This is a genomic window from Sulfurivermis sp., assembly GCF_059410345.1.
Genome location: NZ_JBLJDO010000002.1, coordinates 116,188 through 141,742 on the forward strand (window position 1 = coordinate 116,188; position 25,555 = coordinate 141,742).

Annotated in this window: 25 protein-coding genes, 2 tRNA genes and 1 pseudogene; 16 read left to right on the top strand and 12 right to left on the bottom strand. The window is 64.5% G+C overall.

The features are described 5' to 3' along the window. Positions 1-19: 19 nt before the first annotated feature. The 3 genes from prmC to hemA form a co-directional block, all read right to left on the bottom strand. Complete coding sequence (gene prmC, locus ACMV8A_RS02245) at positions 20-847, bottom strand: peptide chain release factor N(5)-glutamine methyltransferase (RefSeq protein ID WP_495324105.1); 828 nt, start codon at positions 845-847, stop codon at positions 20-22. 137 nt (positions 848-984) lie between these two features. Next, positions 985-2,070, bottom strand: coding sequence for a peptide chain release factor 1 (gene prfA / locus ACMV8A_RS02250; RefSeq protein WP_495324106.1), 1,086 nt, complete (start codon positions 2,068-2,070; stop codon positions 985-987). A 4-nt stretch (positions 2,071-2,074) separates the two neighbouring features. Next, positions 2,075-3,337: a glutamyl-tRNA reductase gene (gene hemA / locus ACMV8A_RS02255; protein ID WP_495324107.1), complete on the bottom strand. Its 1,263-nt coding sequence runs from the start codon at positions 3,335-3,337 to the stop codon at positions 2,075-2,077. A gap of 138 nt (positions 3,338-3,475) precedes the next feature. Between hemA and ACMV8A_RS02260 the strand changes: the two genes are divergently transcribed. From ACMV8A_RS02260 to ACMV8A_RS02310, 11 genes and pseudogenes are all read left to right on the top strand, one after another. Further along, the gene (locus tag ACMV8A_RS02260; protein WP_495324108.1) at positions 3,476-5,212 is read left to right on the top strand and encodes a tetratricopeptide repeat protein; all 1,737 of its coding nucleotides are present in this window, start codon (positions 3,476-3,478) and stop codon (positions 5,210-5,212) included. Further along, positions 5,209-5,805: a lipoprotein insertase outer membrane protein LolB gene (gene lolB / locus ACMV8A_RS02265; protein ID WP_495324109.1), complete on the top strand. Its 597-nt coding sequence runs from the start codon at positions 5,209-5,211 to the stop codon at positions 5,803-5,805. The genes ACMV8A_RS02260 and lolB overlap by 4 nt, the downstream gene beginning before the upstream one ends. An 11-nt stretch (positions 5,806-5,816) precedes the next feature. Continuing rightward, positions 5,817-6,707: a 4-(cytidine 5'-diphospho)-2-C-methyl-D-erythritol kinase gene (ispE, locus tag ACMV8A_RS02270; RefSeq protein ID WP_495324110.1), complete on the top strand. Its 891-nt coding sequence runs from the start codon at positions 5,817-5,819 to the stop codon at positions 6,705-6,707. Positions 6,708-6,776: 69 nt separating this feature from the next. Continuing rightward, positions 6,777-6,851 (top strand) — tRNA-Gln (locus ACMV8A_RS02275). A gap of 117 nt (positions 6,852-6,968) precedes the next feature. Next, entirely contained in the window at positions 6,969-7,928 is a 960-nt protein-coding gene (locus tag ACMV8A_RS02280; protein ID WP_495324111.1) for a ribose-phosphate diphosphokinase, read from the top strand. A gap of 108 nt (positions 7,929-8,036) precedes the next feature. After that, the gene (locus ACMV8A_RS02285; protein WP_495324112.1) at positions 8,037-8,663 is read left to right on the top strand and encodes a 50S ribosomal protein L25/general stress protein Ctc; all 627 of its coding nucleotides are present in this window, start codon (positions 8,037-8,039) and stop codon (positions 8,661-8,663) included. A 36-nt stretch (positions 8,664-8,699) separates the two neighbouring features. Then, entirely contained in the window at positions 8,700-9,284 is a 585-nt protein-coding gene (gene pth, locus ACMV8A_RS02290; protein WP_495324113.1) for an aminoacyl-tRNA hydrolase, read from the top strand. Between the two features lie 115 nt (positions 9,285-9,399). Next, a pseudogene (locus ACMV8A_RS02295) lies at positions 9,400-9,666 on the top strand (GxxExxY protein); the annotation flags it as partial. A gap of 64 nt (positions 9,667-9,730) precedes the next feature. Further along, positions 9,731-10,822, top strand: coding sequence for a redox-regulated ATPase YchF (gene ychF, locus ACMV8A_RS02300; RefSeq protein WP_495324114.1), 1,092 nt, complete (start codon positions 9,731-9,733; stop codon positions 10,820-10,822). Between the two features lie 84 nt (positions 10,823-10,906). Beyond that, a tRNA-Met gene (locus ACMV8A_RS02305) sits at positions 10,907-10,983 on the top strand. A 237-nt stretch (positions 10,984-11,220) separates the two neighbouring features. Then, entirely contained in the window at positions 11,221-11,676 is a 456-nt protein-coding gene (locus ACMV8A_RS02310) for a DsrE family protein (protein ID WP_495324309.1), read from the top strand. Positions 11,677-11,684: 8 nt separating this feature from the next. Here ACMV8A_RS02310 and ACMV8A_RS02315 read toward each other — a convergent pair whose 3' ends face one another. From ACMV8A_RS02315 to ACMV8A_RS02330, 4 genes are all read right to left on the bottom strand, one after another. Further along, a complete protein-coding gene (locus ACMV8A_RS02315; protein ID WP_495324115.1) occupies positions 11,685-12,239 on the bottom strand; it encodes an SCO family protein in 555 nt (184 codons plus the stop codon). Positions 12,240-12,252: 13 nt separating this feature from the next. Then, positions 12,253-12,600 (bottom strand): hypothetical protein, encoded by a 348-nt coding sequence (locus ACMV8A_RS02320; RefSeq protein WP_495324116.1) that lies wholly within the window; start codon positions 12,598-12,600, stop codon positions 12,253-12,255. A gap of 92 nt (positions 12,601-12,692) precedes the next feature. Beyond that, positions 12,693-13,166 (bottom strand): cyclic nucleotide-binding domain-containing protein, encoded by a 474-nt coding sequence (locus ACMV8A_RS02325; protein ID WP_495324117.1) that lies wholly within the window; start codon positions 13,164-13,166, stop codon positions 12,693-12,695. A 62-nt stretch (positions 13,167-13,228) separates the two neighbouring features. After that, the gene (locus ACMV8A_RS02330) at positions 13,229-14,713 is read right to left on the bottom strand and encodes a protein adenylyltransferase SelO (protein WP_495324310.1); all 1,485 of its coding nucleotides are present in this window, start codon (positions 14,711-14,713) and stop codon (positions 13,229-13,231) included. Between the two features lie 165 nt (positions 14,714-14,878). Here ACMV8A_RS02330 and ACMV8A_RS02335 point away from each other — a divergent pair, with 165 nt between their 5' ends. Genes ACMV8A_RS02335 through ACMV8A_RS02350 form a run of 4 tightly spaced genes read left to right on the top strand, consistent with a single transcriptional unit; the run spans position 14,879 to position 19,017 of the window. After that, positions 14,879-16,687 carry a diguanylate cyclase domain-containing protein gene (locus ACMV8A_RS02335; protein WP_495324118.1) on the top strand — a complete coding sequence of 603 codons (1,809 nt, stop codon included), beginning with the start codon at positions 14,879-14,881 and terminating at the stop codon, positions 16,685-16,687. A 54-nt stretch (positions 16,688-16,741) separates the two neighbouring features. Further along, positions 16,742-17,623, top strand: coding sequence for an ABC transporter ATP-binding protein (locus tag ACMV8A_RS02340; RefSeq protein WP_495324119.1), 882 nt, complete (start codon positions 16,742-16,744; stop codon positions 17,621-17,623). After that, positions 17,623-18,615 (top strand): ABC transporter permease, encoded by a 993-nt coding sequence (locus tag ACMV8A_RS02345; RefSeq protein ID WP_495324120.1) that lies wholly within the window; start codon positions 17,623-17,625, stop codon positions 18,613-18,615. Before ACMV8A_RS02340 ends, ACMV8A_RS02345 begins: the two co-directional genes overlap by 1 nt. Positions 18,616-18,618: 3 nt before the next feature. Continuing rightward, positions 18,619-19,017 (top strand): YchJ family protein, encoded by a 399-nt coding sequence (locus ACMV8A_RS02350; RefSeq protein WP_495324121.1) that lies wholly within the window; start codon positions 18,619-18,621, stop codon positions 19,015-19,017. A gap of 24 nt (positions 19,018-19,041) precedes the next feature. On the opposite strand, the gene ACMV8A_RS02355 is transcribed toward ACMV8A_RS02350, so the two are convergent. Together ACMV8A_RS02355 and ACMV8A_RS02360 are read right to left on the bottom strand one after the other, a co-directional pair. After that, complete coding sequence (locus tag ACMV8A_RS02355) at positions 19,042-20,781, bottom strand: monovalent cation:proton antiporter-2 (CPA2) family protein (protein WP_495324122.1); 1,740 nt, start codon at positions 20,779-20,781, stop codon at positions 19,042-19,044. Positions 20,782-20,894: 113 nt separating this feature from the next. Next, positions 20,895-21,131: a hemerythrin family protein gene (locus ACMV8A_RS02360; RefSeq protein ID WP_495324123.1), complete on the bottom strand. Its 237-nt coding sequence runs from the start codon at positions 21,129-21,131 to the stop codon at positions 20,895-20,897. A 134-nt stretch (positions 21,132-21,265) separates the two neighbouring features. Here ACMV8A_RS02360 and ACMV8A_RS02365 point away from each other — a divergent pair, with 134 nt between their 5' ends. Then, a complete protein-coding gene (locus tag ACMV8A_RS02365; RefSeq protein WP_495324124.1) occupies positions 21,266-21,853 on the top strand; it encodes a hypothetical protein in 588 nt (195 codons plus the stop codon). A gap of 7 nt (positions 21,854-21,860) precedes the next feature. On the opposite strand, the gene rlmKL is transcribed toward ACMV8A_RS02365, so the two are convergent. The 3 genes from rlmKL to ACMV8A_RS02380 form a co-directional block, all read right to left on the bottom strand. Further along, entirely contained in the window at positions 21,861-23,999 is a 2,139-nt protein-coding gene (gene rlmKL / locus ACMV8A_RS02370) for a bifunctional 23S rRNA (guanine(2069)-N(7))-methyltransferase RlmK/23S rRNA (guanine(2445)-N(2))-methyltransferase RlmL (RefSeq protein ID WP_495324125.1), read from the bottom strand. Positions 24,000-24,155: 156 nt separating this feature from the next. After that, positions 24,156-24,359, bottom strand: a complete 204-nt coding sequence (locus tag ACMV8A_RS02375; protein ID WP_495324126.1) for a SlyX family protein — start codon at positions 24,357-24,359, stop codon at positions 24,156-24,158. 51 nt (positions 24,360-24,410) lie between these two features. Then, positions 24,411-25,529, bottom strand: a complete 1,119-nt coding sequence (locus ACMV8A_RS02380; protein WP_495324127.1) for a GGDEF domain-containing protein — start codon at positions 25,527-25,529, stop codon at positions 24,411-24,413. Positions 25,530-25,555: the final 26 nt, after the last annotated feature.

Genomic DNA, 25,555 nt, shown 5'->3' on the forward strand with positions numbered 1-25,555 from the left:
GCTGACGGAAGGCATGACATCAGCGGATACGGCCGCCGCTGATGCGTTCATGCCCGGCGGCATCACGGCGCGTCAGTACCTCGCAGTAGCCGTGTTGCTGTAACAGGGCGCGTACGTCCGCTCCCTGATCGTAGCCGTGTTCCAGCAACAGCCAGCCGCCGGCCTCCAGGTGATGCGGCGCGCCGGCTACCAGCAGGCGGATGTCGTCCAGACCGTCGGGGCCGGCAGCGAGGGCGGTGAGCGGTTCGTAGCGCAGATCGCCCCGCCCCAGGTGTGGGTCGGCCGCGGGGATATAGGGCGGGTTGCTGACGATGAGATGCTGGCGCCTGCCGGCCAGCGGGGCGTACCAGATCCCGGGGAGGAACGTCACGTTGCCGATTTGATTGCGGGCGGCATTTTCCTGCGCCACGGCCAGGGCCGCGGTGGAGGCATCGGTGGCCAGGATGTGGCAGTGGGGCCGCTCGCGGCCCAGGGCCAGGGCGATGGCGCCGCTGCCGGTGCCGAGGTCGGCGATGTGCCAGACGGCGTCCGGCGGGATCAGTTCCAGTGCCCATTCCACCAGGGTCTCGGTGTCCGGACGCGGGATCAGCGTGGCCGGGGTGACCTTCAGTTCCAGCGACCAGAAGGCACGGTTGCCGGTGAGATAGGCCACCGGCTCGCCGGCGGCGCGGCGGCTGATCAGCGTCTCGAAGGCCGCCTGTTCATCGGCAGTGAGCGTTCGCTCCGGCCAGGCACGTAGCCAGGCGCGGTTTTTCCCCAGCAGGTGGCAGAGCAGCAGTTCGGCGTCGAGGCGCGGCGTATAGCTTTCAGTCAGCCGTTGCTGCGCCGCCGCGAGCGCTTGTGCCACCGTCTGTAGGGCTACACTGCCAACCAAAGGTCAACACCTGCCGCAGAGGCGCAGAGACGCGGAGCGACGTATATGCAGAATTTCTCTGCGTCTCTGCGCCTCTGCGACAGGCTTTTGACGTTGACCGAACACGGCCGTCATTCCGCGCTCATGGCGGCGAGCTGGTCGGCCTGGTATTCGCTGATCAGCGGGTCGATGAGGGCGTCGAGGTTGCCGGCCATCACGTCGTCCAGCTTGTACAGGGTGAGGTTGATGCGGTGGTCGGTGACGCGGCCTTGCGGGAAGTTGTAGGTGCGGATGCGCTCGGAGCGGTCGCCGCTGCCCACCAGCAGCTTGCGCGTGGCCGATTGTTCGCTGTGCTGCTTTTCCTGCTCGGCGGCGAGCAGCTTGGAGGCCAGCACCGACATGGCTCGGGCGCGGTTCTTGTGCTGCGAGCGCTCGTCCTGACATTCCACCACGATGCCGCTGGGCAGGTGGGTGATGCGGATGGCGGACTCGGTGCGGTTGACGTGCTGACCACCGGCGCCGGAGGCGCGGTAGGTGTCGATTTTGAGGTCGGCCGGGTTGATCTCCTGCGCCTCCACCTCGTCCACCTCGGGCATCACCGCCACGGTGCAGGCAGAGGTGTGGATGCGGCCCTGCGACTCGGTCTCCGGCACGCGCTGCACGCGGTGACCGCCGGACTCGAACTTGAGGCGCGAATAGGCGCCCTGGCCGATGACGCGGGCGATGATCTCCTTGTAGCCGCCGTGTTCGCCCAGGCTTTCGGAGACGATTTCCACCTGCCAGCGGCGCAGCTCGGCGTAGCGGCTGTACATGCGGAACAGATCGCCGGCGAAGATCGCTGCCTCGTCGCCGCCGGTGCCGGCACGGATTTCAAGGAAGATGTTCTTGGCATCGTTGGGGTCCTTGGGCAGCAGCAGCTTGTGCAACTCCACGTCCAGCGCATCGCGCTTCTCGCGTGCCGCCTCCAGCTCCATCTGGCCCAGTTCGCGCAGCTCCGGGTCGGAGCCGCGCATCATCTCGTTGGCGGCATCGATATCGGCCAGGGTGGCCTGGTAGCTGTTGTAGCAGTCCACCACCGGGGTGAGCTGGGCATACTCCTGCGACAGGGCGCGGAAACGGTCCTGGTTGTTGATGATGTCCGGATCGGCGAGCAGGGCATTGAGCTCCTGCAGCCGCTCGGAGAGGGTCTCCAGCTTGCTGAGGATGGACGGTTTCACGGGGCTAATTGTCGTTGTGTTTCAGATTGAACAGGACGCGGGCAGCATCCAGCAGCTCGTTGCGGCCTTCGAAGCCAGCGCGGTTGAGCTGGGCGGTGGGTTCGTGGATCAGCTTGTTGGTGAGCAGACGCGCCATTTCGCGCATCACGTAATCGGGGGCCTTGCCGGCAGCGAGGTGGCGCATGCAGTGTTCCAGCACCTGGTCGCGGATCGTCTCGGCCTCGGTGCGGAAGGCGCGGATGGTGTCCACCGCTTCCAGTGATTGCAGCCAGCCCATGAAGTGGCTGACCTGGGTGTCGATGATCTCTTCCGCCTGCATGGCGGCCTGCTGCCGTGACTGCAGGTTCTCCTGGATGATCTCCGACAGGTCGTCGACGGTGTAGAGATAGATGTCGTCCAGTTGGGACACTTCCGGCTCGATGTCACGCGGCACGGCGATGTCCACCAGCAGCATGGGGCGGCGCTTGCGTGCCTTGAGTGCACTCTCCACCATGCCCTTGCCCAGGATCGGCAGCGGGCTGGCGGTGGATGAGATGACGATGTCGGCCTCGGCCAGGTGGGCCGGGATCTCCGGCAGGGCGATGGCATAGCCGCCGAACTCCTGCGCCAGGTTATGGGCGCGTTCCACCGTGCGGTTGGCGATGATGATGCGGCCGATGCCCTGTTCGTGCAGGTGACGCGCCACCAGTTCGATGGTTTCGCCGGCGCCAACCAGCAGGGCGGTGTGCTTTTCCAGATTGGAGAATATCTGTTTGGCCAGACTGACGGCGGCAAAGGCCACGGATACGGGGCTGGCGCCGATGGCGGTGTCGGTGCGTACCTGCTTGGCTACCGAGAAGGTGTGCTGGAACAGCTTGTTGAGCAACTGGCCGATGGAGCCGGCTTGCAGCGCGGTACCGTAGGCCTGCTTGATCTGGCCAAGGATCTGCGGCTCGCCCAACACCAGGGAGTCCAGGCCCGAGGCGACGCGCAGGATGTGGCGCACCGCCTGGCTGTCGGGATGGGTGTAGAGATAAGGATCGACCTCCTGCGCACTCAGGCGGTGGAAGTCACGGAACCACTCCAGCACTGGTCCCTTCTCCGCGCCCTCGATGCCGCAATACACCTCGGTGCGGTTGCAGGTGGAGAGGATCACAGCCTCGCGTACCGGCCCGCTGCCGGTGAGTTCCTGCAAGGCCTGCGGCACCTTCTCGGGGGCGAACGCCACCCGCTCCCGAATCTCCACGGGCGCGGTGCGGTGATTCAGGCCGAGGGCAAGCAGTGTCATGTGTCGTTTGCAGGGCATGGGCGGGTTTGCAATTCTGCGGGACAGACCCCCGCAATATCAAGTATAGGGTTGAGGGGGCGCGGAAAAGAGCAGGCAAGTCGGGTATAGTTGGGCGGAGTTTGATAGGGAGTGTGATGGATGAAGCGTATCTTGTTGCCGCTGGCCCTGGTGCTGTCCGGCTGCACCGCCGTGGCGCCCCGTGACGAGGCCCCGCAGGCCCTGGAACCCGCGCTGGAGCTGGATGAGACGCCTGCCTTCAGCCCAGTGCCCGAGGTGGTGCCGCCGGTGACGTTGAGCTCGGGCCTGCTCTACCAGCTGCTGGTGGGTGAGGTCTCCGCCCAGCGCGGTGAGCTGGAGATGTCGGCCCATGCCTATCATCAGGCGGCTGTTTCCACCCGCGACCCGCGCCTGGCGCGCCGCGCCACCCAGATCGCCGTCTACGCCCAGGATTACACCACTGCCCTCAAGGCCGCACGGCTGTGGGTGGAACTCTCCCCCGATGCCCTCGATGCCCAGCAGTCCCTGGCTGCCCTGTTGATCCGCCAGGGCCGTGCCGATGAGGCACTGACCCACCTGGAAAAGCTGCTCGGTCTGTCCCGTGACGGCACCGCCCATGGTTTCATGCTGGTGACCAACATACTGGCGCGCGAGCAGGACAAGCGCCGTGCCCTGCAGGTGATGGAGGCCCTGGTGGCCTCACGGGGCGAGGATCCCAATGCAGTCTTTTCTTACGCCAATCTTGCCTACCTGGTGGAGGAGTACCCGCTGGCCGCGCAGCAGATCGAACGTCTGCTGACCATGCAGCCGGGGCTGCCGCGGGCGCTGGTGCTGAAGGCCAATGTGTTGCGCAAGCTGGGCCGCGACGAGGAGGCCCTGGAGGCCTATCGCACGGCGCTGGATGCCTTGCCGAAAGACAGCGCCCTGCGCCTGGGCTACGCCCGCATGCTGGTGGATATGGAGCGCCTGCCGGCGGCGCGGGAGCAGTTCCGGCTGCTCGGCAAGCAGTTGCCGGACAATGCCGACGTGGCCTATGCCGAAGGTCTGCTGGCCATGCAGGCTGGCGACCTCGATCAGGCGGAAAAGCACTTCAAGCGCCTGCTCAAGCTGGGCCAGCGCATCGACGAGGCCGCCTATGCCTTGGGGCAGATCGCCGAGACGCGCAATCGTCCCGAGGAGGCCTTGCAGTGGTACCGCCAGGTGAGCGACGGCAGCAGCTATATGGATGCGATGGTGCGTTCGGCGGTGCTGATCAACCGCCAGCAGGGCCTGGCGGCGGCGCGTGCCTATCTGCGCGGCATCGAGTTGCAGACCTCGCAGCAGGAGTTGCGTCTGCGCCTGGTGGAGGCCGAACTGCTGCGCGACGCCGGCCAGCGCGAGGAGGCGCAACAGGTCTATGACGAGGCGCTGCAGCAGTTTCCGGACAACATCGAGCTGTTGTACGCCCGCGCCATGAATGCCGAGGGGCTGGGGCGTCTCGACCTGCTGGAGCGCGACCTCAACGCCATCCTCAAGCAGGAGCCGGACAACGTGCAGGCTCTCAATGCGCTGGGTTACACCCTGGCCGATCGCACCAACCGCTACCGCGAGGCCTACGACCTGGTGCGTCGCGCCTATGAACAGCGCCCGGATGACCCGGCCATCATCGACAGCATGGGCTGGGTGTATTTCCGCCTCGGTCGCCTGGAAGAGGCCGAGCAGTATTTGCGCCGCGCACTGGATAAGCACTTCGATGCCGAGATCGCCGCCCATCTGGGCGAGGTGCTGTGGGTGCGCGGTCGCCAGGACGAGGCGCGCCGGATCTGGCAGGATGCCCTGCAACGCGCCCCTGACCATACCCTGCTCAAGCAGGTGATCGAACGGTTTACCCAGCCATGATGCATCGTCTTCTCTTGTTGTTGCCCTTGCTGCTCGCCGGCTGTGCCACCACCCCACCGGTGGAGGTGCTGCCACCGGCGGCCGACCCGCAGCAGGCCTGGCGCGGCCACCAGCAACAGCTGGCCGGGGTGAGCGCCTGGCAGCTGGGCGGGCGCATCGCCATCCGCACCGAGGATGAGGGCTGGCAGGCCAGCATCGACTGGCAGCAGGACGTGCAGGACTATGTCATTCAACTGGTCGGGCCGCTGGGGCAGGGCAGCCTGCGCCTGCAGGGCGATGGCCGTTTCGTCACCCTGAGCGACGGCGAGGACACCCTGGTGGACGAGGACGCCGAGGTCTTGCTGTACCGGCAGATGGGCTGGCGCGTGCCGGTGCACGCCCTGCGCTACTGGGCGCTGGGACTGCCGGCGCCCGGCGCGGCCGAGCAGGAGCTCAGTCCCCAGGGGCTGCTGTCGCGCCTGCGCCAGGCCGGCTGGAACATCGAGTTCCGTGACTACACGCGGCGCGGTGAATTGCTGCTGCCGGGCCGCCTGTTCATCAGCAATCACAATGCCCAGGTGCGTTTGGTGGTGGACCGCTGGGAAAAGCGCTAGGAAGGCCGCAGTTGACCCCCGCCTCGAACACTCGAAGCCCGGAACCGGGAGCCGGCGCTGACGCGCCGTGGCCCGCTCCCGCCAAGCTCAATCTGTTTCTGCACATCACCGGACGCCGGCCCGATGGCTTCCACCTGCTGCAGACGGTATTTCAGTTTCTGGAGTACGGCGACACCCTGCATTTCACCGTGCGCAGCGATGGTGTGGTGCAACGCCTCAGCGACCTGCCCGGCGTGAGCGCGGAGGCCGATCTGGTGGTGCGCGCCGCCCGCCTGCTGCAGGCGGAAACCGGCTGTCGTCTGGGCGCCGATATCCGCGTCGACAAGGTCTTGCCCATGGGCGGCGGTCTGGGCGGCGGCAGCTCCGATGCGGCCACCACCCTGGTGGCCCTGAATGCCTTGTGGCAGCTCGGTCTGTCGGTGGAACGGCTGGCGGAACTGGGCCTGCGCCTGGGGGCGGATGTGCCGGTGTTCGTGCGCGGCCAGGCGGCCTGGGCCGAGGGGGTGGGGGAGCGGTTGCAAGCGGTCGACCTGCCCGAGCCCTGGTACCTGGTCCTGGTGCCGCCGGTGAGCGTGGCCACGGCAGCGGTGTTCGGGGCGCCAGAATTGACACGGGATTGCCCGCCCATCACAATACGCGACTTTCTTGCGGGTATGGGCGGTAATGTCTGCGAACCGGTGGTGCGGGGGCGTTTTCCCGTGGTGGCCGAGGCGCTGGACTGGCTGGGCCGTTTCGCCCCGGCCCGCATGACCGGCACCGGCTGCTGTGTGTTCGCCGCCTTTGCCGGCGCAGATCAGGTACGCGCCGTTGCGGCGCAGTTGCCCTCAGGTTGGCGCGGCTTTGTGGCCCGAGGATGCAACCGCTCTCCCTTGCTGGAGCGTCTGGCGCAGAGGACGAGCTGATGTTGGGAAAAATGTTGAATTGTGGGTTTTGGCCAGAGCCAGAATTCAAAATTCAACATTTTTGTTTTTTGGGGCGTCGCCAAGCGGTAAGGCAACGGGTTTTGATCCCGTCATACCTAGGTTCGAATCCTAGCGCCCCAGCCAATTGATTGTCACCGCCGCAGGCGGCCCGGAGCAATCCTAGCGCCCCAGCCAGTGGATTGTCGCCGCCGCAGGCGGTTGCCATCTGATTTCGCCGCGCATTTAGAGAGCAGAGAAACCATGGTTTCCGAAATGATGGTCTTCGCGGGGAACGCCAACCCGCAGCTGGCACAGGACATCGCGGCCTATCTCGGCCTGCGGCTGGGCAAGGCCGTGGTTGGTCAGTTCAGCGACGGCGAGATCATGGTGGAAATTCTGGAGAACGTGCGCGGCAAGAACGTGTTCATCGTTCAGCCCACCTGCGCCCCGACCAATGATCACTTGATGGAACTGATGGTGATGGTGGATGCGCTGCGCCGCGCCTCCGCCGGCCGCATCACCGCCGTGGTGCCGTATTTCGGTTATGCGCGCCAGGATCGCCGCCCGCGTTCGGCGCGCGTGCCCATCACCGCCAAGGTGGTGGCCAACATGCTCACCGGCGTTGGCGTCGACCGCATGCTGACGGTGGACCTGCACGCCGACCAGATTCAGGGATTCTTCGATATCCCGGTGGACAACGTGTATGCCTCGCCGATCCTGCTGGGCGACGTGTGGCGCAGCAAGAACAACCACCAGGAAGATGTGGTGGTGGTGTCGCCCGACGTGGGCGGCGTGGTGCGTGCCCGTGCCCTCGCCAAGCGGCTGGACGATGCGGACCTGGCGATCATCGACAAGCGCCGGCCGCGCGCCAACGAGTCGCAGGTGATGCATATCATCGGTGAGGTCGAGGGCCGCACCTGTATCCTGGTAGATGACCTGGTGGATACCGCCGGCACTCTGTGCAAGGCGGCCAAGGCGCTGAAAGAACACGGCGCCGCCAAGGTGAAGGCCTATTCGACCCATGCCGTGCTGTCCGGGCCGGCGGTGCAGAACATTGAAAACTCCCAGCTCGACGAGCTGGTGGTGACCGACACCATACCGTTGCGGCCGGAGGCGCGCGCCTGCAGCCGTATCCGTGTGCTGTCCATCGCCGAGATGCTGGCGGAGACCATGCGCCGCATCAACAACGAAGAGTCGGTCAGTTCGCTGTATATGGACTGACGCGCCCAGGGTGCGTTGGTCTGTTGTTAGCCTCCCTTGGTCGCGGGGGAGGCAGTTTGGTCCGGCCGCAAGGCCAGGCCGTTGTAACACCAACCTGGAGTAACCGTAATGAAGAATGATTTCGTATTGGAAGCCAGCCTGCGCAACGATCTGGGGAAAGGTGCGAGCCGCCGCCTGCGTCGCGAAGGCAAGGTTCCTGCCGTGCTGTACGGTGGTCACAAGGATGCTACCTCCGTGACCATGGATCACAATGACCTGTTCCATCACCTGGAGAACGAGGCCTTCTATTCCCACATCCTCACCATCAATGTAGATGGCAAGGCCGAGCAGGCCGTGCTGAAGGATCTGCAGCGTCATCCGGTGAAGCCGATCATCATGCACGTGGACTTCCAGCGCGTCAGCGCCAAGGAGAAGATCCGTATGCATGTGCCGCTGCACTTTGTCGGCGGCGACGTGGCCCCGGGCGTGAAGGTTGGTGGCGGCATCGTCACCCACAACATGAACGAAGTGGAAGTGAGCTGCCTGCCCAAGGATCTGCCGGAGTTCATCGAGGTGGATCTGTCCAACTGCACGCTGAACCACTCCATCCACATGTCCGAGCTGAAGCTGCCCGCCGGTGTCGAGCTGGTCGAGCTGGCCCACGGCCACGACCTGCCGGTCGGCGGCGTGCATGCCACCCGTGCCACCGTGGCCGAGGAAGGTGGTGCGGCGGCAGCGGAGGGTGAAGGCGCCTAATCGCCTTCATCGTGCAGCCAACCAAAGCCGGCGTCTGTGTCCGCGCCTGTTCAGCTCATCGTTGGTCTCGGTAATCCCGGGGCCGAGTATGAACAGACGCGGCACAACGCCGGCTTCTGGTTTGTGGATGCCGTGGCACATAGTGCGGGCGGCAACCTCAAACATGAATCCAAGTTTCATGGCGAGGCGTGCAAGGTGCGTCTCGATGGTCACGAGGTCTGGCTGCTCAAGCCGCTGACCTTCATGAACCGCAGCGGTCAGGCCGTGGCGGCACTGGCACGGTTCTACAAGATTCCCCTGGAAAACATTCTGGTTGCCCACGACGAGCTGGATCTGCTGCCCGGCGTGGCGCGGCTCAAGCAGGGCGGTGGTCATGCCGGCCACAACGGCCTGCGCGACATCGGCAGCCTGATGGGCGGCAACAATTTTCTGCGCCTGCGCATCGGCATCGGCCATCCCGGCCACGCCAGCCAGGTCACCGGCTTCGTACTGGGCAAGCCACCGCAGAGCGAACGTTCCCTGATTGACGAGGCCATCGCCGAGGCGGTCGCAACCCTGCCGCTGATCCTGCAGGGTGAGATGGCGCGCGCCATGAACAGGCTGCATAGCAAGAAAGACTGACCACGAAGGGCACGAAGGACACGGAGGGTCTAACGGTGAAACAGTGTGGGGAGAACGTAATATAAGCGGCCCTGGATGCCTGCACACGGCCTTTGGGCCGGGTTTGCTTGAGTGAGTGTATGAGCGTGCCTTGACCATCGAACTGGTCGATGCCGGACTGAAGGCGCGGGTACAGGTTCCTATCGAAATCTTTTACCGTAGGCAGGAACTGGGGTTGGGATTTCGAGCAGATATTGTGGTCGAAGGAAGTCTGTTACTGGAGTTCAAGTGTGTCCGGGCTTTGAACGGTATTCATGTGGCGCAGATGATTACCTATTTGAAACTTCTGGGTTTCAAATGGGGGTTCTTAATTAACTTCAATACGCGCAAGATTCGCGACGGCATCAGGAGAGTCGCCATTTGGTTCTCCGTGCCCTCCGTGTCCTCCGTGGTTAGGGTGAAAGGTTATGGGATTCAAGTGCGGTATCGTCGGTCTGCCCAACGTCGGCAAGTCCACCCTGTTCAATGCCCTGACCAAGGCGGGCATCGAGGCGGCCAACTATCCGTTCTGCACCATCGAGCCCAACGTGGGTGTGGTGCCGATGCCGGACCCGCGACTGGACGCGCTGGCGGCCATCGTCAAGCCGCAGCGCGTGCTGCCCACCACCATGGAGTTCGTCGACATCGCTGGCCTGGTGGCCGGTGCCTCCAAGGGCGAGGGCCTGGGCAACAAGTTCCTCGCCAATATCCGCGAAACCGATGCCATCGCCCATGTGGTGCGCTGTTTCGAGGATGGCAACGTGGTGCATGTGGCCGGCAAGGTCAGCCCACTGGATGACATCGAGGTGATCAACACCGAGCTGGCCCTGGCCGACATGGACTCGGTGGAGAAGGGCATTCTGCGCGTGGCCAAGGTAGCCAAAAGCGGTGACAAGGACGCCAAGGCCAAGTTGGCAGTGCTGGAGCGGGTGAAGACCCAGCTCGACGCCGGCAAGCTGGTGCATGCCATGGGGCTGTCGGAGGACGAGCAGAAGCTGATTTACGATCTGCACCTGCTTACCATCAAGCCCACCATGTATATCGCCAACGTGGCGGAAGACGGCTTCGACAACAATCCCTATCTCGATGCGGTGCGTCAGCGGGCCGAGGAGGAAGGCGCGGTGGTGGTGGCGGTGTGTGCCGCCATCGAGTCGGAGCTGGTAGAGCTCGATGATGAAGAGAAGCAGGTGTTCCTGGCCGAGATGGGACTGGAGGAGCCGGGCCTGAACCGCGTCATCCGTGCTGGTTACAAGTTGCTCGGCCTGCAGACCTACTTCACCGCCGGTGTGAAGGAGGTGCGTGCCTGGACCATCCCGGTAGGTGCCACCGCACCGCAGGCCGCGGGCGTCATCCACACCGACTTCGAGCGCGGCTTCATTCGTGCCGAGGTCATCGCCTACGAAGACTTCATCAAGTACAACGGCGAGCAGGGCGCGAAAGAGGCCGGCAAGCTGCGCCTGGAGGGCAAGGAATACGTGGTACAGGACGGCGACGTCATGCACTTCCGCTTCAACGTCTGAGGCTGTGGGGCGCCTTGACAAGGGGCGCCCCGATCCGGACAATTGCCGTTCTTTTCGGGCCGTCCGGCCCACGATTTACCTCTCGGCTACGTAGCTCAGCTGGTTAGAGCACAGCACTCATAATGCTGGGGTCCTCAGTTCGATTCTGAGCGTAGCCACCATACATTTGTTCCGACTGGAAGCAGGGGCCGCAAGCGATTGCGGCCCTTTTTCATTTCTGGCCACCGTGCCGGGGAATGAAATGCTGTCGTGCTGCAACCTTCATTAGACTGGGGGCGGTATCCCCAGGCCCCGTACCCAACAAGGAGGAGAATGACGCCATGTCCCACATCCCGGTTTCCCGAGCGCTATCCCTGTCCCGCGGCCACCGTGCCGGCTGGCTGCTGGCCCTGTGCGGCATGGTGGTGTTGCTGGCCCTGGCGGCGCCGCAGGCGCGGGCCGAGGCGGAGGCCAAGGTGGTCTACCACGCCGATTTTTCCGACCCGCGCCGGTTCAGCGCCATGCTGACCAGCATCAACAACATGGTCAATCTCTACGCCAATGAATTCATTGAGTACGACGTACGCATCGTGTTCGTCGCCCACGGTGTGCGCTTCGTCACCGATGACAAGCTGACCGGCACGCCCTTTGCCGAGGACAAGCAGCTGGCCGAGCAGCGCGAGAACCTGCGCGGCCGCCTGCTCACCCTGGCGGAGATGCACAACGTCAAGCTGGAGCTGTGCAACATTACGCGCAGCCAGATCGGTCTGGCCGAGGACAAGCTGTACAGCCAGGTGGAGTTGATTCCTTCCGGCGTGGTACGCATCGCGCAGTTGCAGCAGAAAGAGGGCTTCGCCTACATCAAGATCGAGTAACTGCAGCGTCAGAGAAAATCCTTGATGCGCGCGGCCATGTCCTTGGACAGCATGCCGTGGGCGAACTTGACCAGGAAGCGGCCGTTGGGCGCGAGCAGGAACACGCCGGCGGAGTGGTCCATCTGGTACTGATCCGGCGGCATGCCGGGCACCAGCACCTTTTCATAGCTGACGCGGAAGTTCTTGGCGGTGCGGGCAATCAGCTCCGGCGAACCGGTGAGGCCGACAATGCTGGGATGGAAGTAGGACACATATTCACGCAGCACCTGCGGCGTGTCGCGCTCCGGATCGACGCTGATGAACAGCGGCTGGATGCGCGCGGCGTCATCGCCGAGCAGCTTGAGGGCCTGGGTGATCACCATCAGCGCCGAGGGGCAGACGTCGGGGCAGTAGGTGTAGCCGAAGTAGATGAGTTGATAGCGATCGCCGAAGTCACGATCGGTGACCATTTCCCCGTAGTGGTTCATCAGCATGAAACGGCCGTTGATGGGGGACTCTCCCTCTGCGGCGGCCAGCAGCGGGGACAGCAGCAACATCGTCAGCAGCAACAGCGCACGTGCCATAACAACAATTCCTCTACGGTTTGGTCTCGCCAAAGACACGGTGCAACGCGGTGACGGCGCCATCCACCTCGGTGCGGAAGGGGGCCAGGTTGGGACAGGGCAGATTTTTCTGCACCATGTTGAGGAAGCTCTTTTGTGTCGCATCCTCGAACAGATCGCCCAACTGCGCCACCTTGGGCACCGCATCGATCAGCGCCTTCTTCATGCGCCGCGTGTCTGCAACATAGCCGCATTGCAGCGCGACGCCATTGAGTTCACCCAGGCGGATGATGGCCTCATGTTGGACCGGCGTGAAGGCATGGGCGTTGATGCCGATCAAGGCACAGCACAGGGCCAGCAGCCAGGGGGCGCGTTTGTGCATGTTCATGTTCTCCTTGGAGTCGCAGGATTCAGGCGTGGTTCACACCATAGCAGCATTTGACCACGGCGGCGCCGCCGTGGGCATGACATTGATCAAAGATGTTGATCCAGACCGCGTGCCTTCAGCCCCCAGGCCAGGATGGAGAACAGCTTGCGGTTGGTGTTGCGCAGGCGCTTGACCAGGGCAGTGATCAGCTCGCGCAGCACGGCGTAGCCGTCGGCGGGATGGCTGTCGAGAAAATTGAGCAGGTGTTCGCCGTCAAAGGCGAGCAATTCGCAGTCGCTGACTGCCATCACCGAGGCGGAGCGCGTCTGGCAGTCGAACAGTGCCAGTTCCCCGAAAACCTCGCCGGCCTCCAGATCGCACACCCCGGGGTGGATGTGGCGCCCTTCCTCCAGTTCCAGGTCGGCGATGATGCGTACTGCGCCGCTCTCGATGAGATAGAGGGTGTCGGCCGGGTCGCCTTCGCGGAAGATGTACTCATTGGTGTTGAAGCGGACACGGCGCCAGTCGCGCCCTTCGCGGAACTCCGGATGTTGCAGCAGGGGGCGCAGGGAGTTTTGCATCGGTGCCGTCCACAGGGGTTGGGGATCCGATTATTAGCCCAAAGGGGCAGGGTTTTCCAGCCTCAGGACGAGCAGCTGATGGTCAGCCGGCGGCCCCAGTCCGGCGGCGGGGCGGCATAGGCCTCCTGCCCCGGGTGCTCGTCGAAGGGCGCCTGCAACAGGTGCAGCAGGTGGTCGATTTCGCCGTTGTCCCCTTGCTGGGCGCGGGTGATGGCCTGCTGGGCGAGGTAGTTGCGCAGGACGTACCTGGGGTTGATGCGATCCATGGCGCGGTGGCGTACGGCATCGTCGCTTTGCTCGGCGCGGAGACGGGTGCGGTAGTCCTGCGCCCAGCGGTCGAAGGCCTCCCGCTCCACGAACAGATCGCGTAGCGGCTCATTGCATGCCTCCGGGGCGCTGTCGAAGCGGCCCAGGGTACGGAAGAAGTTGCTGTAATCGGTGTGCTGGGCAGCGAGCAGTTGCAGCAGGTCGTGCAGCAAGGGCGCATCGCCCGCTCGTTGTTCGTGCAGGCCCAGCTTGCCGGCCATCAATGCCTGGTAATGGGCGTGGAAGGCCGGGGCGTAGGTATCCAGCACCGCATTGGCCTGTTCCACGCCGCTTTCCGCCGGCTCCCCCAGCAGGGGCAGCAGGGCCTGGCCTAGGCGGCTCAGGTTCCAGTGGGCGATATCGGGCTGGCGGTCGAAGGCATAGCGGCCCTGGTAGTCGGAGTGGTTGCAGACCAGAGCCGGGTCGAAGTCGTCGAGAAAGGCGTAGGGGCCGTAGTCCAGGGTGAGACCGAGGATCGACATGTTGTCGGTGTTCATCACGCCATGGGCGAAACCGACGGCCTGCCACTGGGCGATGAGGCGTGCAGTGCGCGCGGTCACTTCACGGAACAGGGCGAGATAGGGGTTTTCATCCTCACGCAGTTCCGGGTAATGGTGCGCGATGACGTAGTCGGCCAGGCGGCGCAGGTGGTCGAACTGACGGCGGTAGTAGAACACCTCGAAGGAGCCGAAACGCACATGGCTGGGGGCCAGGCGCACCAGCAGGGCGCCAGTTTCCATCTCCTCGCGCCCCACCTCCTCGTCGCTGCCGAACAGGCACAGGGCGCGGGTGGTGGGGATGCCGAGGCCGTGCATGGCCTCGCTGCACAGGTATTCGCGGATGCTCGAGCGCAGCACGGCGCGGCCGTCGCCGCGGCGCGAGTAGGGGGTGGGTCCGGCCCCCTTCAACTGCACCTCCCAGCGTTCACCGCGCCGGTTCTGCACCTCGCCGAGCAGGATCGCCCGGCCGTCGCCCAGTTGCGGCACGTAGTGGCCGAACTGGTGCCCGGCATAGAGTGCGGCCAGCGGCTCGCTGCCGGGCAGCGGCGCCTGGCCGGACAGCCAGCGGGTGAACTCGGGGCGCAATGCCTCCACCGGGTCGAGGTCGAGCAGTTCCGCGGCGGCTGGGTTGAAGCTGAGCAGGCGCGTACCTTCCAGCGGCGTCGGTTGCAGGCGGCTGTGGAAGGGGGCCGGCAGGCGGGCGTAGCTGTTGCTGAAGTTGAGCTGCTCGAGACGGCGCATGGTGTCCACATGGCGGCGGGCTGCAGGCCATTCAACCATGGGGTTGCCGGGGGCTTCGCCACTTTGCCTGATACCCGTGTGAAATAGTCTACTATTTGCTGCAGGAGTCGTATTTTCAGTCTTCGCGGTTCGTCCAGAACCCGGCGCAACAGGAAGGGAAATCCTATGGCAGCGCGCAGTGTGATACAGGCACAAGGCCTTTGGTTGCCGGTGGCGTGGTTGGGGGTGGCTGTTGGTTATGGCGCCCTGGTGTGGTTGAGCCTGTATCTGGCCTCTCCACATGCCACCGTGGCCCCCCTCTGGTTGCCCGCCGGTTTTGCCGTGGCTGCCGTGCTGCGGTTGGGGTACGGGCTCTGGCCGGGCATTGCGTTGGGTGCGGTTCTTGCGCCGCTGTTGGTTGAACCCATCCCTGCCGCCCTGCTCTGGTTCGCCCCGGGTGCCGTGGCCGAGGCGCTGCTGGCGGCCTGGCTGATCCGGCGCTGGGTGAGCAGTGAACTGCCTCTTTGCCATATAGCCGACATCATCCGCTCCCTGCTGGCGCTGGCGGTGGCGACCCTGCCGGTGGCTTTGTTCGAAGGCGTGGTGTGGGGCGGTGGCCCAGGACAGGCGGGTTGGCCACTGCTTCCCATGTGCTGGCTGGGCAACATGGCCGGCATCTTGCTGTTCACGCCCGCCGTGCTGGCCTGGACCAACCCTGCCTATGCCGCACCCGCGGGGCGGGGGGCGGAGCTGGCGCTGATGGCGCTGCTGGTGCTGCTGGTCAGTCACTGGGTCTTTGGCGCCTCTCCGGCGAGCGGTTCGCAGGACTTCGTGCTGCTGATTTTTTTCATCTGGGCGGCGTTGCGGCTGGAGGTGCGCGGCATGACCACCCTGACCCTGATCACCGGCCTGGTGGCCGCCTATCACACGGGAAACGGATCCGGCCCCCTCGTCGCGCCATCGGAACTGGCAACCCAGCTCAGCTTGCAGGGCTTTGCCGTGCTCGGTCCGGTGACCGGGCTGATTCTGATCGCCGCCACCCACGAGCGGCGCGAGGCGCTGGAGGAGTTGCAGCTGGCCGCCAAGGTGATCGACAACACACCGGATGGGGTGATGATCACGGATGCCGATCTGCGTATCCGTTCCATCAACCCGGCCTTCACCACCACCACCGGCTACAGCGAGGCCGAGGTGCTGGGGCAGACGCCGCGCCTGCTGGCCTCGGGGCGGCACGATGCAGCGTTCTATCAGGAGATGTGGCGCGACATCACGCAGCAGGGCCGCTGGCAGGGCGAGATCTGGAACCGGCGCAAGAATGGCGAGATCTATCTGGAATGGCTCAACATCGTCGCCATCCGCGACGCCCAGGGCCGCGTGCTGCACTATGCCGGCATATTTTCCGACATCGTCACCCAGGAGCATGTGCGTCAGCGCCTGCACAGCCTGGCCTACTACGACGCGCTGACCGATCTGCCCAACCGCGAGCTGTTCCACGACCGTCTGCACAACGCCCTGGTGCAGGCACGGCGCGAGCAGCGCGTACTGGCCCTGCTGTTTCTCGACGTGGACCGCTTCAAGCCGGTCAACGATACCCATGGCCATGCGGTGGGTGACAGCCTGTTGCGGGTGATTGCCGATGTGCTGCGTCTGTGTGTGCGCGAAAGCGATACCGTGGCGCGGCTGGGTGGCGATGAATTCACCATCATCCTCACCAGCCTGAGCGGGCCGACGGATGCGGTGCAGGTGGCCGACAAGATCATCGCCGCCTTCGCCCGGCCGTTCCAGGTGGAGGGGCACGAGCTGAGCGTGGGCGTCAGTATCGGCATTGCCCTGTTCCCGGAGGACGCCCATGACGAGGCGATGCTGTTGCGCAATGCCGACGCGGCGATGTATGCGGCCAAGCAGGCCGGGCGCAACAACTATCAGCTGTTCCGCCCGCAGATGGCAACGCTGTTCGGTGCCGGGCGCGGCCGCGATGCGGCGCGGCGCGGTTGACAGCATCGGGCCGACGGGCAAGACTTGGCCTCCGTTTTCTGCCTGCCCGATGTCATGTCCGCGTTGATCGAAGTCGATAATCTGGTTAAGCACTATCTGGGCGTGCGCGCGGTGGATGGCATCAGCTTCAGCATTCCACGGGGCTCCTGTTTTGGCCTGCTCGGCCCCAACGGCGCCGGCAAGACCACCACGGTGGAGATGCTGGAAGGCATCAAGGCGCCCACCTCCGGCAGCATCCGCTACAAGGGCGAGCCGCTCGGCCCGCGTTTCCGGCATGAGGCCGGCATCATGTTCCAGTCCACCGCATTGCAGGAATTCATCACCGTGCGCGAAACGCTGCGCCTGTTCCAGAGCCTGTACGATCATGGCGCGGCGCTGGACGAACTCATCGCGGCCTGTGCCCTGAGTGATTTCCTCGACCGCGACACGCGCAAGCTGTCCGGCGGCCAACGCCAGCGTCTGCTGCTGGCCATCGCCCTGGTCAACGACCCGGAGGTGGTGTTTCTCGACGAGCCCACCACCGGCCTCGACCCGCAGGCGCGGCGCAAGCTGTGGGAATTGGTGCGCCGGATCAAGGCGGGCGGCAAGACCGTGCTGCTCACCACCCATTACATGGAAGAGGCCTACGAACTGTGCGACGAGATCATCATCATGGATCACGGACGCATCATCGCCCAGGGCTCGCCCGATGAGCTGCTGGCGCGTCATTTTCACGACGTGGTGCTGCAACTGCCCAAGAGCGATTTCAGTGTTGGCTGCACGGCGGACCTCACGGTGCTCGATTGCGGCGACAGCGTGGAAATACTCACCAGCGAAGTGACCGCCACGGTGCAGCGGTTGCTGGCTGGCGGTGTGTCGCTGGATCGGCTGCGCATCCGCGCCCGTACCCTCGACGACCTGTTCCTGGAACTCACCGGCAAGGAGTTGCGTACCTGATGATGAAGCGTTTACTGGCGGTGTTCATTGCGCGCAACAAGGAGTTCCTGCGCGATCGTGCTGCGCTGGGTTGGAATCTGCTGTTCCCGGTATTCATCGTTGCCGGATTTGCCTTCGCCTTTTCCGGCGAACCGGCGCCGCTATACAAGGTGGGCGTATCCGGCGCAATGCCGGCGAAGGGCTTCTACACCACACCGCACGTGCAATTCATCGCCGTGGATGACCTGCCCGCCGCCGTCACCAAGGTAGAGCGCCACCGGCTCGATCTGCTGGTCGATGTGAGCAACGGGCGTTACTGGGTCAACGACGAGTCACCGCGTGGTCAGTTGCTGGAGCGGGTGCTGCTGGGCAGTGACGGCGGCGAATTGCGCAAGGAGGTGGTGAGCGGGCGCGTCATCCGCTACGTGGACTGGCTGATCCCCGGCGTGCTCGGCATGAACATCATGTTCAGCGCGCTGTACGGCGTCGGTTTCGTCATCGTGCGCTACCGCAAAAACGGCGTGCTCAAGCGTCTCAAGGCCACGCCGCTGTCGGCCATCGAATTCCTCGCGGCGCAAATCGCCTCGCGCCTGTGGCTGATCCTGGCCGTTACCGTGGTGGTGTTCTTCGGTTCCCATTTGTTCGTCGATTTCGCCATGTACGGCGACTATCTCACCCTGTTCGTTGCCTTCGCCATGGGCACCATCTGCATGATCAGCATGGGGTTGGTGATCGCCGCGCGCCTCGCCAGCGAAGAGCTGGCCGAGGGGCTGCTCAACCTGATCAGCTGGCCGATGATGTTTCTCTCCGGTGTCTGGTTCTCGCTGGAGGGCACCCACCCGCTGGTGCAGCAGCTGGCACTGGTGTTTCCGCTCACCCACATGATCGCGGCGGCGCGCGCGGTGATGCTGGACGGCGCCACGCTTGCCGCCATCGCGCCGCAGCTCGGTGCGCTGCTGGCAATGACGGTGGGTTTCCTTGCCATCGGTGCCTGGCTGTTCCGCTGGGAGTAGGCCATGACAACCGCCCCATGCCCCTGCGGCAGCGGCAAGGACTATGCGCAGTGTTGCGGCCAATACCATGCCGGCGCCGTGGCACCCACCGCCGAGGCGCTGATGCGCTCGCGCTATGCCGCCTTCGTGCTGGGCAAGGTGGATTACCTGCTGGCCACCTGGCACCCTGCGACGCGGCCGGCGGAGTTGGTGTTGGACCCCAAGTTGCACTGGCTGGGCCTGGATGTGCGTGGCAGTCACGGCGGCGCAGGGGACAGCACAGGTGAGGTGGAGTTCGTTGCCCGCTGCAAGCTGAACGGCAAGGCGGGGCGTCTGCATGAGGTGAGCCGCTTCGTGCGCGAAGACGGGCGCTGGTATTACCTTGATGGGGTGGTGCAGGAAGGCAAGCCGCGCCGTCATTGATGGCGGATGGCGGACTCCAAATCATTACTGCCGGCGCACCGCCGCCAGTTCCATTTCACGCTGCGCATCAATGCGCCGGCGTGCGACCTCTTCCGGCGTGCCGGCCAGTTGCAGGATGCGGCCGGACAGCTGCAGGCTGGCCTCCACCGTTTCCAGGATCACCTCGCTGGCACCGAAACCGAGCAGACGTGAGGCATGTGCTGCGTCACGGGCACGGGCGACGATGGGCAGGTGCGGCCATTCAGCATGCACCACGCGCACCACATGTTCCGCTGCGCCGGGATTGTCCATAGTGATCACCAGCGCGCGTGCAGTATCGACATGGGCGCGGCGCAGCATCTCCAGTCGGGCCGCATCGCCGTAGTACACCGGCATGCCCTGGGCGCGTGCAACGGCGACGCCATTGGCGTCGGTGTCCAGCGCCAGGTAGGGGATACCGTCGGCGTCTAGCGTGCGGCCGAGGATGCGACCAACGCGGCCGAAGCCGGAGATCACCACATGTCCCTCCACCGTGCCGACCCCTTGCAGATCACCCTCCTGCGCCGCGGTGGTGGTGGGCGGCTCCAGTTTCGCCGCCAGCTTGCCCGCCGTATGCGCCACCAGCGGCGTCACTACCATGGTCAGGCCGGTGACGATGAGCATGAACTGGCCGACGTCGGCGGGAATCAGTTTCAGCGTCATCGCTAGTCCCACCACCACGAAGGCGAACTCGCCGCCCTGGCCGAGCAGCAGACCGGTTTCCAGCGAGGTGTGGCGCGGCAGGCCGAAGGCCAGGCACAGGCTGGCGGTGATCACCGACTTGAGCACGAACAGACCCAGCACCGAGGCGCCGATCCAGAACGCCTCCTGGCCCACCACGCGGTAGTCGATGCCCATACCCACCGACATGAAGAACAGGCCGAGCAGCAGGCCCTTGAATGGTTCGATGTCCACTTCGATCTCGTGCCGGAATTCGGTCTCCGCCAGCAGCAGGCCGGCGAGGAAAGCGCCCAACGCCATGGACAGGCCAGCCATGCCGGTGAGCGCGGATGAGCCGATCACCATCAGCAGGGTAGCGGCCATGAACATCTCCACGTTGCGCGTGCGTGCCACCATGTGAAACAGCGGGCGCAGGATCATGCGTCCCACCAGATAGATGCCGACGATCACCACCACCGCCTTGCCCAGGGCCATGAGCAGGGCCAGTTCCAGGCCGCCTTCCAGCTTGGTGCCGAGTACGCCGACCAGGAACAGGATCGGCACCACGGCGAGGTCCTGCATCAGCAGGATGGAAAAGCTCGAGCGGCCCAGCGGCGTGCCGAGTTGGCGCCGCTCGATGAGCAGCTGCATGACGATGGCAGTGGACGACAGCGCCAGGCAGGCGCCGAGGACGATGGAGGCGCCGGGGGTGTTGCCGAAGCCCCAGGCGATGGCGCCGATCACCGTGGCCGTGACCACCACCTGCAGGCTGCCCAGGCCGAACACCCAGCGCCGCATCGCCCACAGGCGATCCAGTGACAGGTCGAGGCCGATCATGAACATCAGGAAAATCACGCCCAGCTCCGCCAGCGCCTGCACGCCGTGGATGTCGCCGATGACCAGATAGGACAGCCAGCTGATGTCGTTGACGAACAGGCCGAGGCCATAGGGGCCGATGAGGCCGCCGACGATCAGATAGCCCAGTACCGGACTGATGCGCAGGCGGTGGAACAGCGGTACCACGATGCCGGCGGCAACGAGGAACAGCACGATTTCGCGCAGGTGGGGGATGGCATGGTCTTCCACAAGGTGCTCCGGGTGTTCGCTATGGTGATTTGCCGGTACGCTGCCGGCTGGCGCGAACAATACCATAGCCGCGCCCATGCCGGCGCGGCAGGAGTAAGGGTGGAGCGCTGCGGTTAGCTGGCGGTGTCTGGTTTATCGCCGGAGATGAGGCCTTTCAGACGGGCGGTGCCGATGACGTGCAGCACGATGCCGCAGCCGACGAAGAACACCACCGAGGCCATGAAGGCGGCACGGATCGGATCGTTGGCATCGCCGGGATACAGGATGGCAGCGGCGGTACAGGCGGCAGCGGCGAGGTAGCACAAAATGGCGAAGGCGAAGGAGATCTTTTGACCCAGGTGTTTTTCCATGGTGGTTTCCCGTGGCGCGGCCGGATGGCATATGCGCGTTATGGTGTGATTATGTAGGGTGTCGTGGGGTAGGATGCCACGAACGCAGGATAGTTCAACGACGCGGTGCCATATTCTTCCGCCGTGCCGGGGCGGTGAAGAACATTGTGAAATGTCATGGCACCGGCATGCCGACAGGCGGCAGCCCATGGAGATTTAGGCTGGTCGGCTGCGCGGCGATGCCCGGCTCGTATATTCTTGGCATTCCGCCCCACGCCGGGCATCACCCATCACAGAGGTGTCGTGTGTCGCAGCAGCCAGAGACCGGAACCACGATTCGCTATTACGCCACGCCCCTGCGCCGGCTGGTGTGGATTGCCTTGTCGTTGTTGTTGCTGCGGGCAACCTGGTTTTACGTGGACAACGATCTGCACCTGGCCGCGTTGATCGCCCTGCTGTGGTTGCTGTTTACCCTGTCCTGGGTGATCAACCTGTTCCGCGTGCCGTTTGCAACCGTGACGGCGGATGCGGTTATCCTGCTGGAACGGCTGCGTTTTGGCAGGCCAAACTTCATGGTGATACAGGCTGGTGAATTGACCTCTCTCACCGTTCGCCCGCGCGGGCGTATCGATATCGGACTCGGGATGATGGGGGATCGTGCGGTGAACCTGAAATATCTGAGTAAGCCGGATCGGGCCGCCGTGGTCGAGGCTTTGCGCGCATTGGCGGTGACAGCCGCCTGAGCTGCGGTTACCCTGCTACGATCTTCCAGCACTGATGTATCTTTCCGTTCCGCTTGAAATCCTCCGGGATAGTCTTGCCGGTGATGTCTTCGACCGATAGGCCGGCCAGCGCCTCTTCATCCAGCTTGAAGCGGCGGTAGTTGTTGGAGAAATACAGCGTGCCGCCCGGTGCCAGCAGTTGCAGCGCCTGGCGGATGAGCCAGACGTGATCGCGTTGCACATCGAAGACGTCCTCCATGCGCTTGGAGTTGGAGAAGGTGGGCGGGTCGATGAAGATCAGATCGTACTTGCGCCGGCCCAGCGCCGCTTCGTCCTGCAGCCAGGCGGTGCAGTCGGCCTGGATGTATTCATGTTCCTTGCCGGCAAAGCCGTTCAGCTGCATGTTGCGCTCGGCCCAGCCCAGATAGGTCTTGGACATGTCCACCGTGGTGGTCGCCTTGGCGCCGCCCACGGCGGCGTGCACGCTGGCGCTGCCGGTATAGGCGAACAGATTGAGAAAGCGCTTGCCTGCGGCTGCGTCCTCGATCATCTGGCGCGTGATGCGGTGATCGAGAAACAGCCCGGTGTCGAGGTAGTCAGTGAAGTTCACCAGCAGGCGGCAGCGCCCCTCGCGCACCTCGTGGAAGCGGCCGCGCTCGGCCAGCTTTTCATACTGCGCGCGCCCCTTCTGCTGCTGGCGTACCTTGAAGTGCATCTGTGCCGGCGGGATGTCGAGTAGCATCGGGATCACACCGAGGGCCTCGCGCAGGCGTTGCTGTGCCCGGGCCGGATCGATGCTCTTCGGTGCCTGGTATTCCTGCACATGCACCCACAGCTTTTCGCTGTGATAGAGGTCGATGGCGACGGCATACTCGGGCAGGTCGGCGTCGTACAGACGATAGCAATCGACGCCGCTGCGCTCGGCCCAGCGGCCGAGATGCTTGAGGTTCTTGCGCAGGCGGTTGGCGAAGCTTTCTGCGCCGGCGGACAGCGCCGGCTTGTCTCCTGTGCTTCCTGCCGGCGCGTAGTTGAACAACTGGCATTCGATGGGGCCGTTGTACAGGGCGATGCTGAGCTGCTGCGGCAGCGGCAGGTAGCCGGCCAGTTCGGGATTGCCGGTGAACAGGCTCAAGTGAAAGCCGGCCAGTTCATCGCGCACGATCTCGCCCAGGCTTGCATAGTCGGCGCGCAGTGCGTTGATCTCGCCGATGCGCTCGCCGTAGGGCGGATTCACCGCCAGCAGGCCGGGCTGGATATCCTCCGGCAGCAGCGCGCGCAGGCCGGGGGCGAGGGCGCGGCGCTCCACCTGGATGTAGTCGGACAGGCCGGCCTGATCGATGTTGGCGCGCGCTGCGGCGACGGCGGCCTCGTCCTGATCCCAGCCATAGATGGGTGGCAGAGTTTTCAGTCCTTCGGCGCGGCGCTGCTTGGCCTCTTCGATGAGTTTTTCCCACACCTCACGTTCGTGACGACGCCAGTACATAAAGCCGAAATAGTCGCGCTGCAAGCCCGGCGCGATGTCGGCCGCCATCAGGGCGCCTTCGATGAGCAGGGTACCGGAGCCGCACATGGGGTCGAGCAGGGCGCCGCCGCGTGCCGCGATGGCGGGCCAGCCGGCCAGTTGCAGGATGCCGGCGGCAAGGTTTTCCTTCAGCGGCGCCGTCACGCTCTCGCGGCGGTAGCCACGCTTGTGCAGGCTGCCGCCGGACAGGTCGATGGAGATGCGCGCCTGCTCGCCACGCAGGTGCAGGTGCAGACGCAGGTCAGGGATTTCGGTGTCGATGGAGGGACGCTCGCCGAACAGGTCGCGGAAGCGATCGACGATGGCGTCTTTGGTCTTCAGCACGGCGTACTGGCTGTGGGAGATCGCCGCATCGCTGCTGGTGATGTCGATGGCCAGGCTGCCGCTGGAGCGCATGTGTTTCTCCCAGCGGATTTCCTTCACCGCGTCGTACAGCCATTCCGGCGTCGGTGCCCGCACCGTGGTGATCGGCAACAGCACGCGGTTGGCCAGGCGCGACCACAGGCAGATGCGGTAGGCGGTTTCCAGACTGCCCTCGAAGGTGGCGCCGGAACCGCCCGGCTGCACCTTCTCCGCGCCCAGGCGGCGCAGTTCATCGGCGAGGGCGGCGGTGAGACCGCGCGGGGTAGTGGCGAAGAATTTCATTGTCGATACGACCAAAAATTAACCACGGAGGACACGGAGTGCATAGTAGCTTCGTAGCCAAATCGAGGGCAAAGAGCTCGCCGCCACGTTTCGGCGCCGGGTTGGCACGAAGCAATTCACATTTCTCCGTGTCCTCCGTGGTTGTTCGGGTGTTTCCTAGTAGTGGGGTGGCGGCGTCTCTTCCGACAGCGGCCGCACCGCCGCCGGGCTCAACTCGCCGAGCAGGGATTTGACGAACTCCAGTTGCTCCTCGGTGGCAGCCAGCGCCTGCTGCTGGCGCAGCACGGTCTGCGTCAGTTCGTCGATGGCGGCCTCCAGGTGGGCGAGGCGGATTTCAAGGTCGGTGAGTCGTTCGTCCATGGCGCATAGGATACCGCACGGCATGGGGCGCTGCCTGGTTTTTGTGGTGCCTCAGTGGTGGTCCACCACCACACGGTTGCGGCCCTGCTGCTTGGCCTTGTACAGGGCGCGGTCGGCACCCTCCAGCAGGATGATGAAATCCTCGCCATTGGCCGGGATGCGGGTGGCCAGGCCGACGCTGACGGTGACCCAGGGGCTGATGGTGGAATTGGCGTGGGGCAGTTCCAGTGCCTCCACATGGGCGCGGATCTGTTCGGCCAGCTTTTCCGCGCCGAGCAGCGAGGTATTGGGCAGGATCGCGGCGAACTCCTCGCCGCCGTAGCGGGCTGCGATGTCGCCGGGGCGGGCGACGGTTTCGATCAGCACACGGGCGATCTTCTTCAGGCACTCGTCACCGGCGGGATGGCCGTAGAGGTCGTTGTAGTTCTTGAAAAAATCGATGTCGAGCATGATCAGCGAGATGGGCTGATGCTCGCGTGCGGTACGGCGCCATTCCTCTTCCAGTTTCTCATCGAAGCGGCGGCGGTTGGAGATACCGGTGAGGCCGTCCTGATAGGACAGATTGCGCAGGGTCTCCTCCAGCAGCTTGCGGTCGGTGGCGTCGTGGGCCACCAGCAGAAAGCCCGCCAGTTGGCCGCGGTGCAGGATCTCGGTCAGCGTGGCCTCGAAATAGTGGGTGGCGTCTTCCAGCTCATAGCTGAATTGGAAGCTGTGGCCGCGGCCCGGACTGACGGCGCGCATCGCCTCCTCGAAGTGTTCGCGGCGCACGCCGTCGACCAATTCGTTGATGCGATGGCCCTGCGCCTTCTTCATGCTGATATCCAGCACCTGTTCCGCCATGGCGTTGAGGTATTTGACGCGGAACGCCGTGTCGAGGGCGATGATCAAGGTGTCGCCGGTGGACTGCAGAATGCTGTCCAGGTACAGCGTACGCTCCAGCAGCTGTTCATCGGCGCGTTGCAGGGCACGCACGATGGATTGCAGGATAGCCACCACGATGAAGGAAACGATGGCGGCGATGACAAAACCGGTGGCGAGATAGTCACGGCGGATTTCGTCATACAGCACGAGGCCGAGGGCGATGAGTATGACCTCCGTCAGCAGCACCGCCAGAACCACGGTGGCAATGATCAGGCGGCCGGCTCTGAGCTGGATGAGCCAGTTTTTCATCGGCGATAGCTGTCGTGGGCGGACAT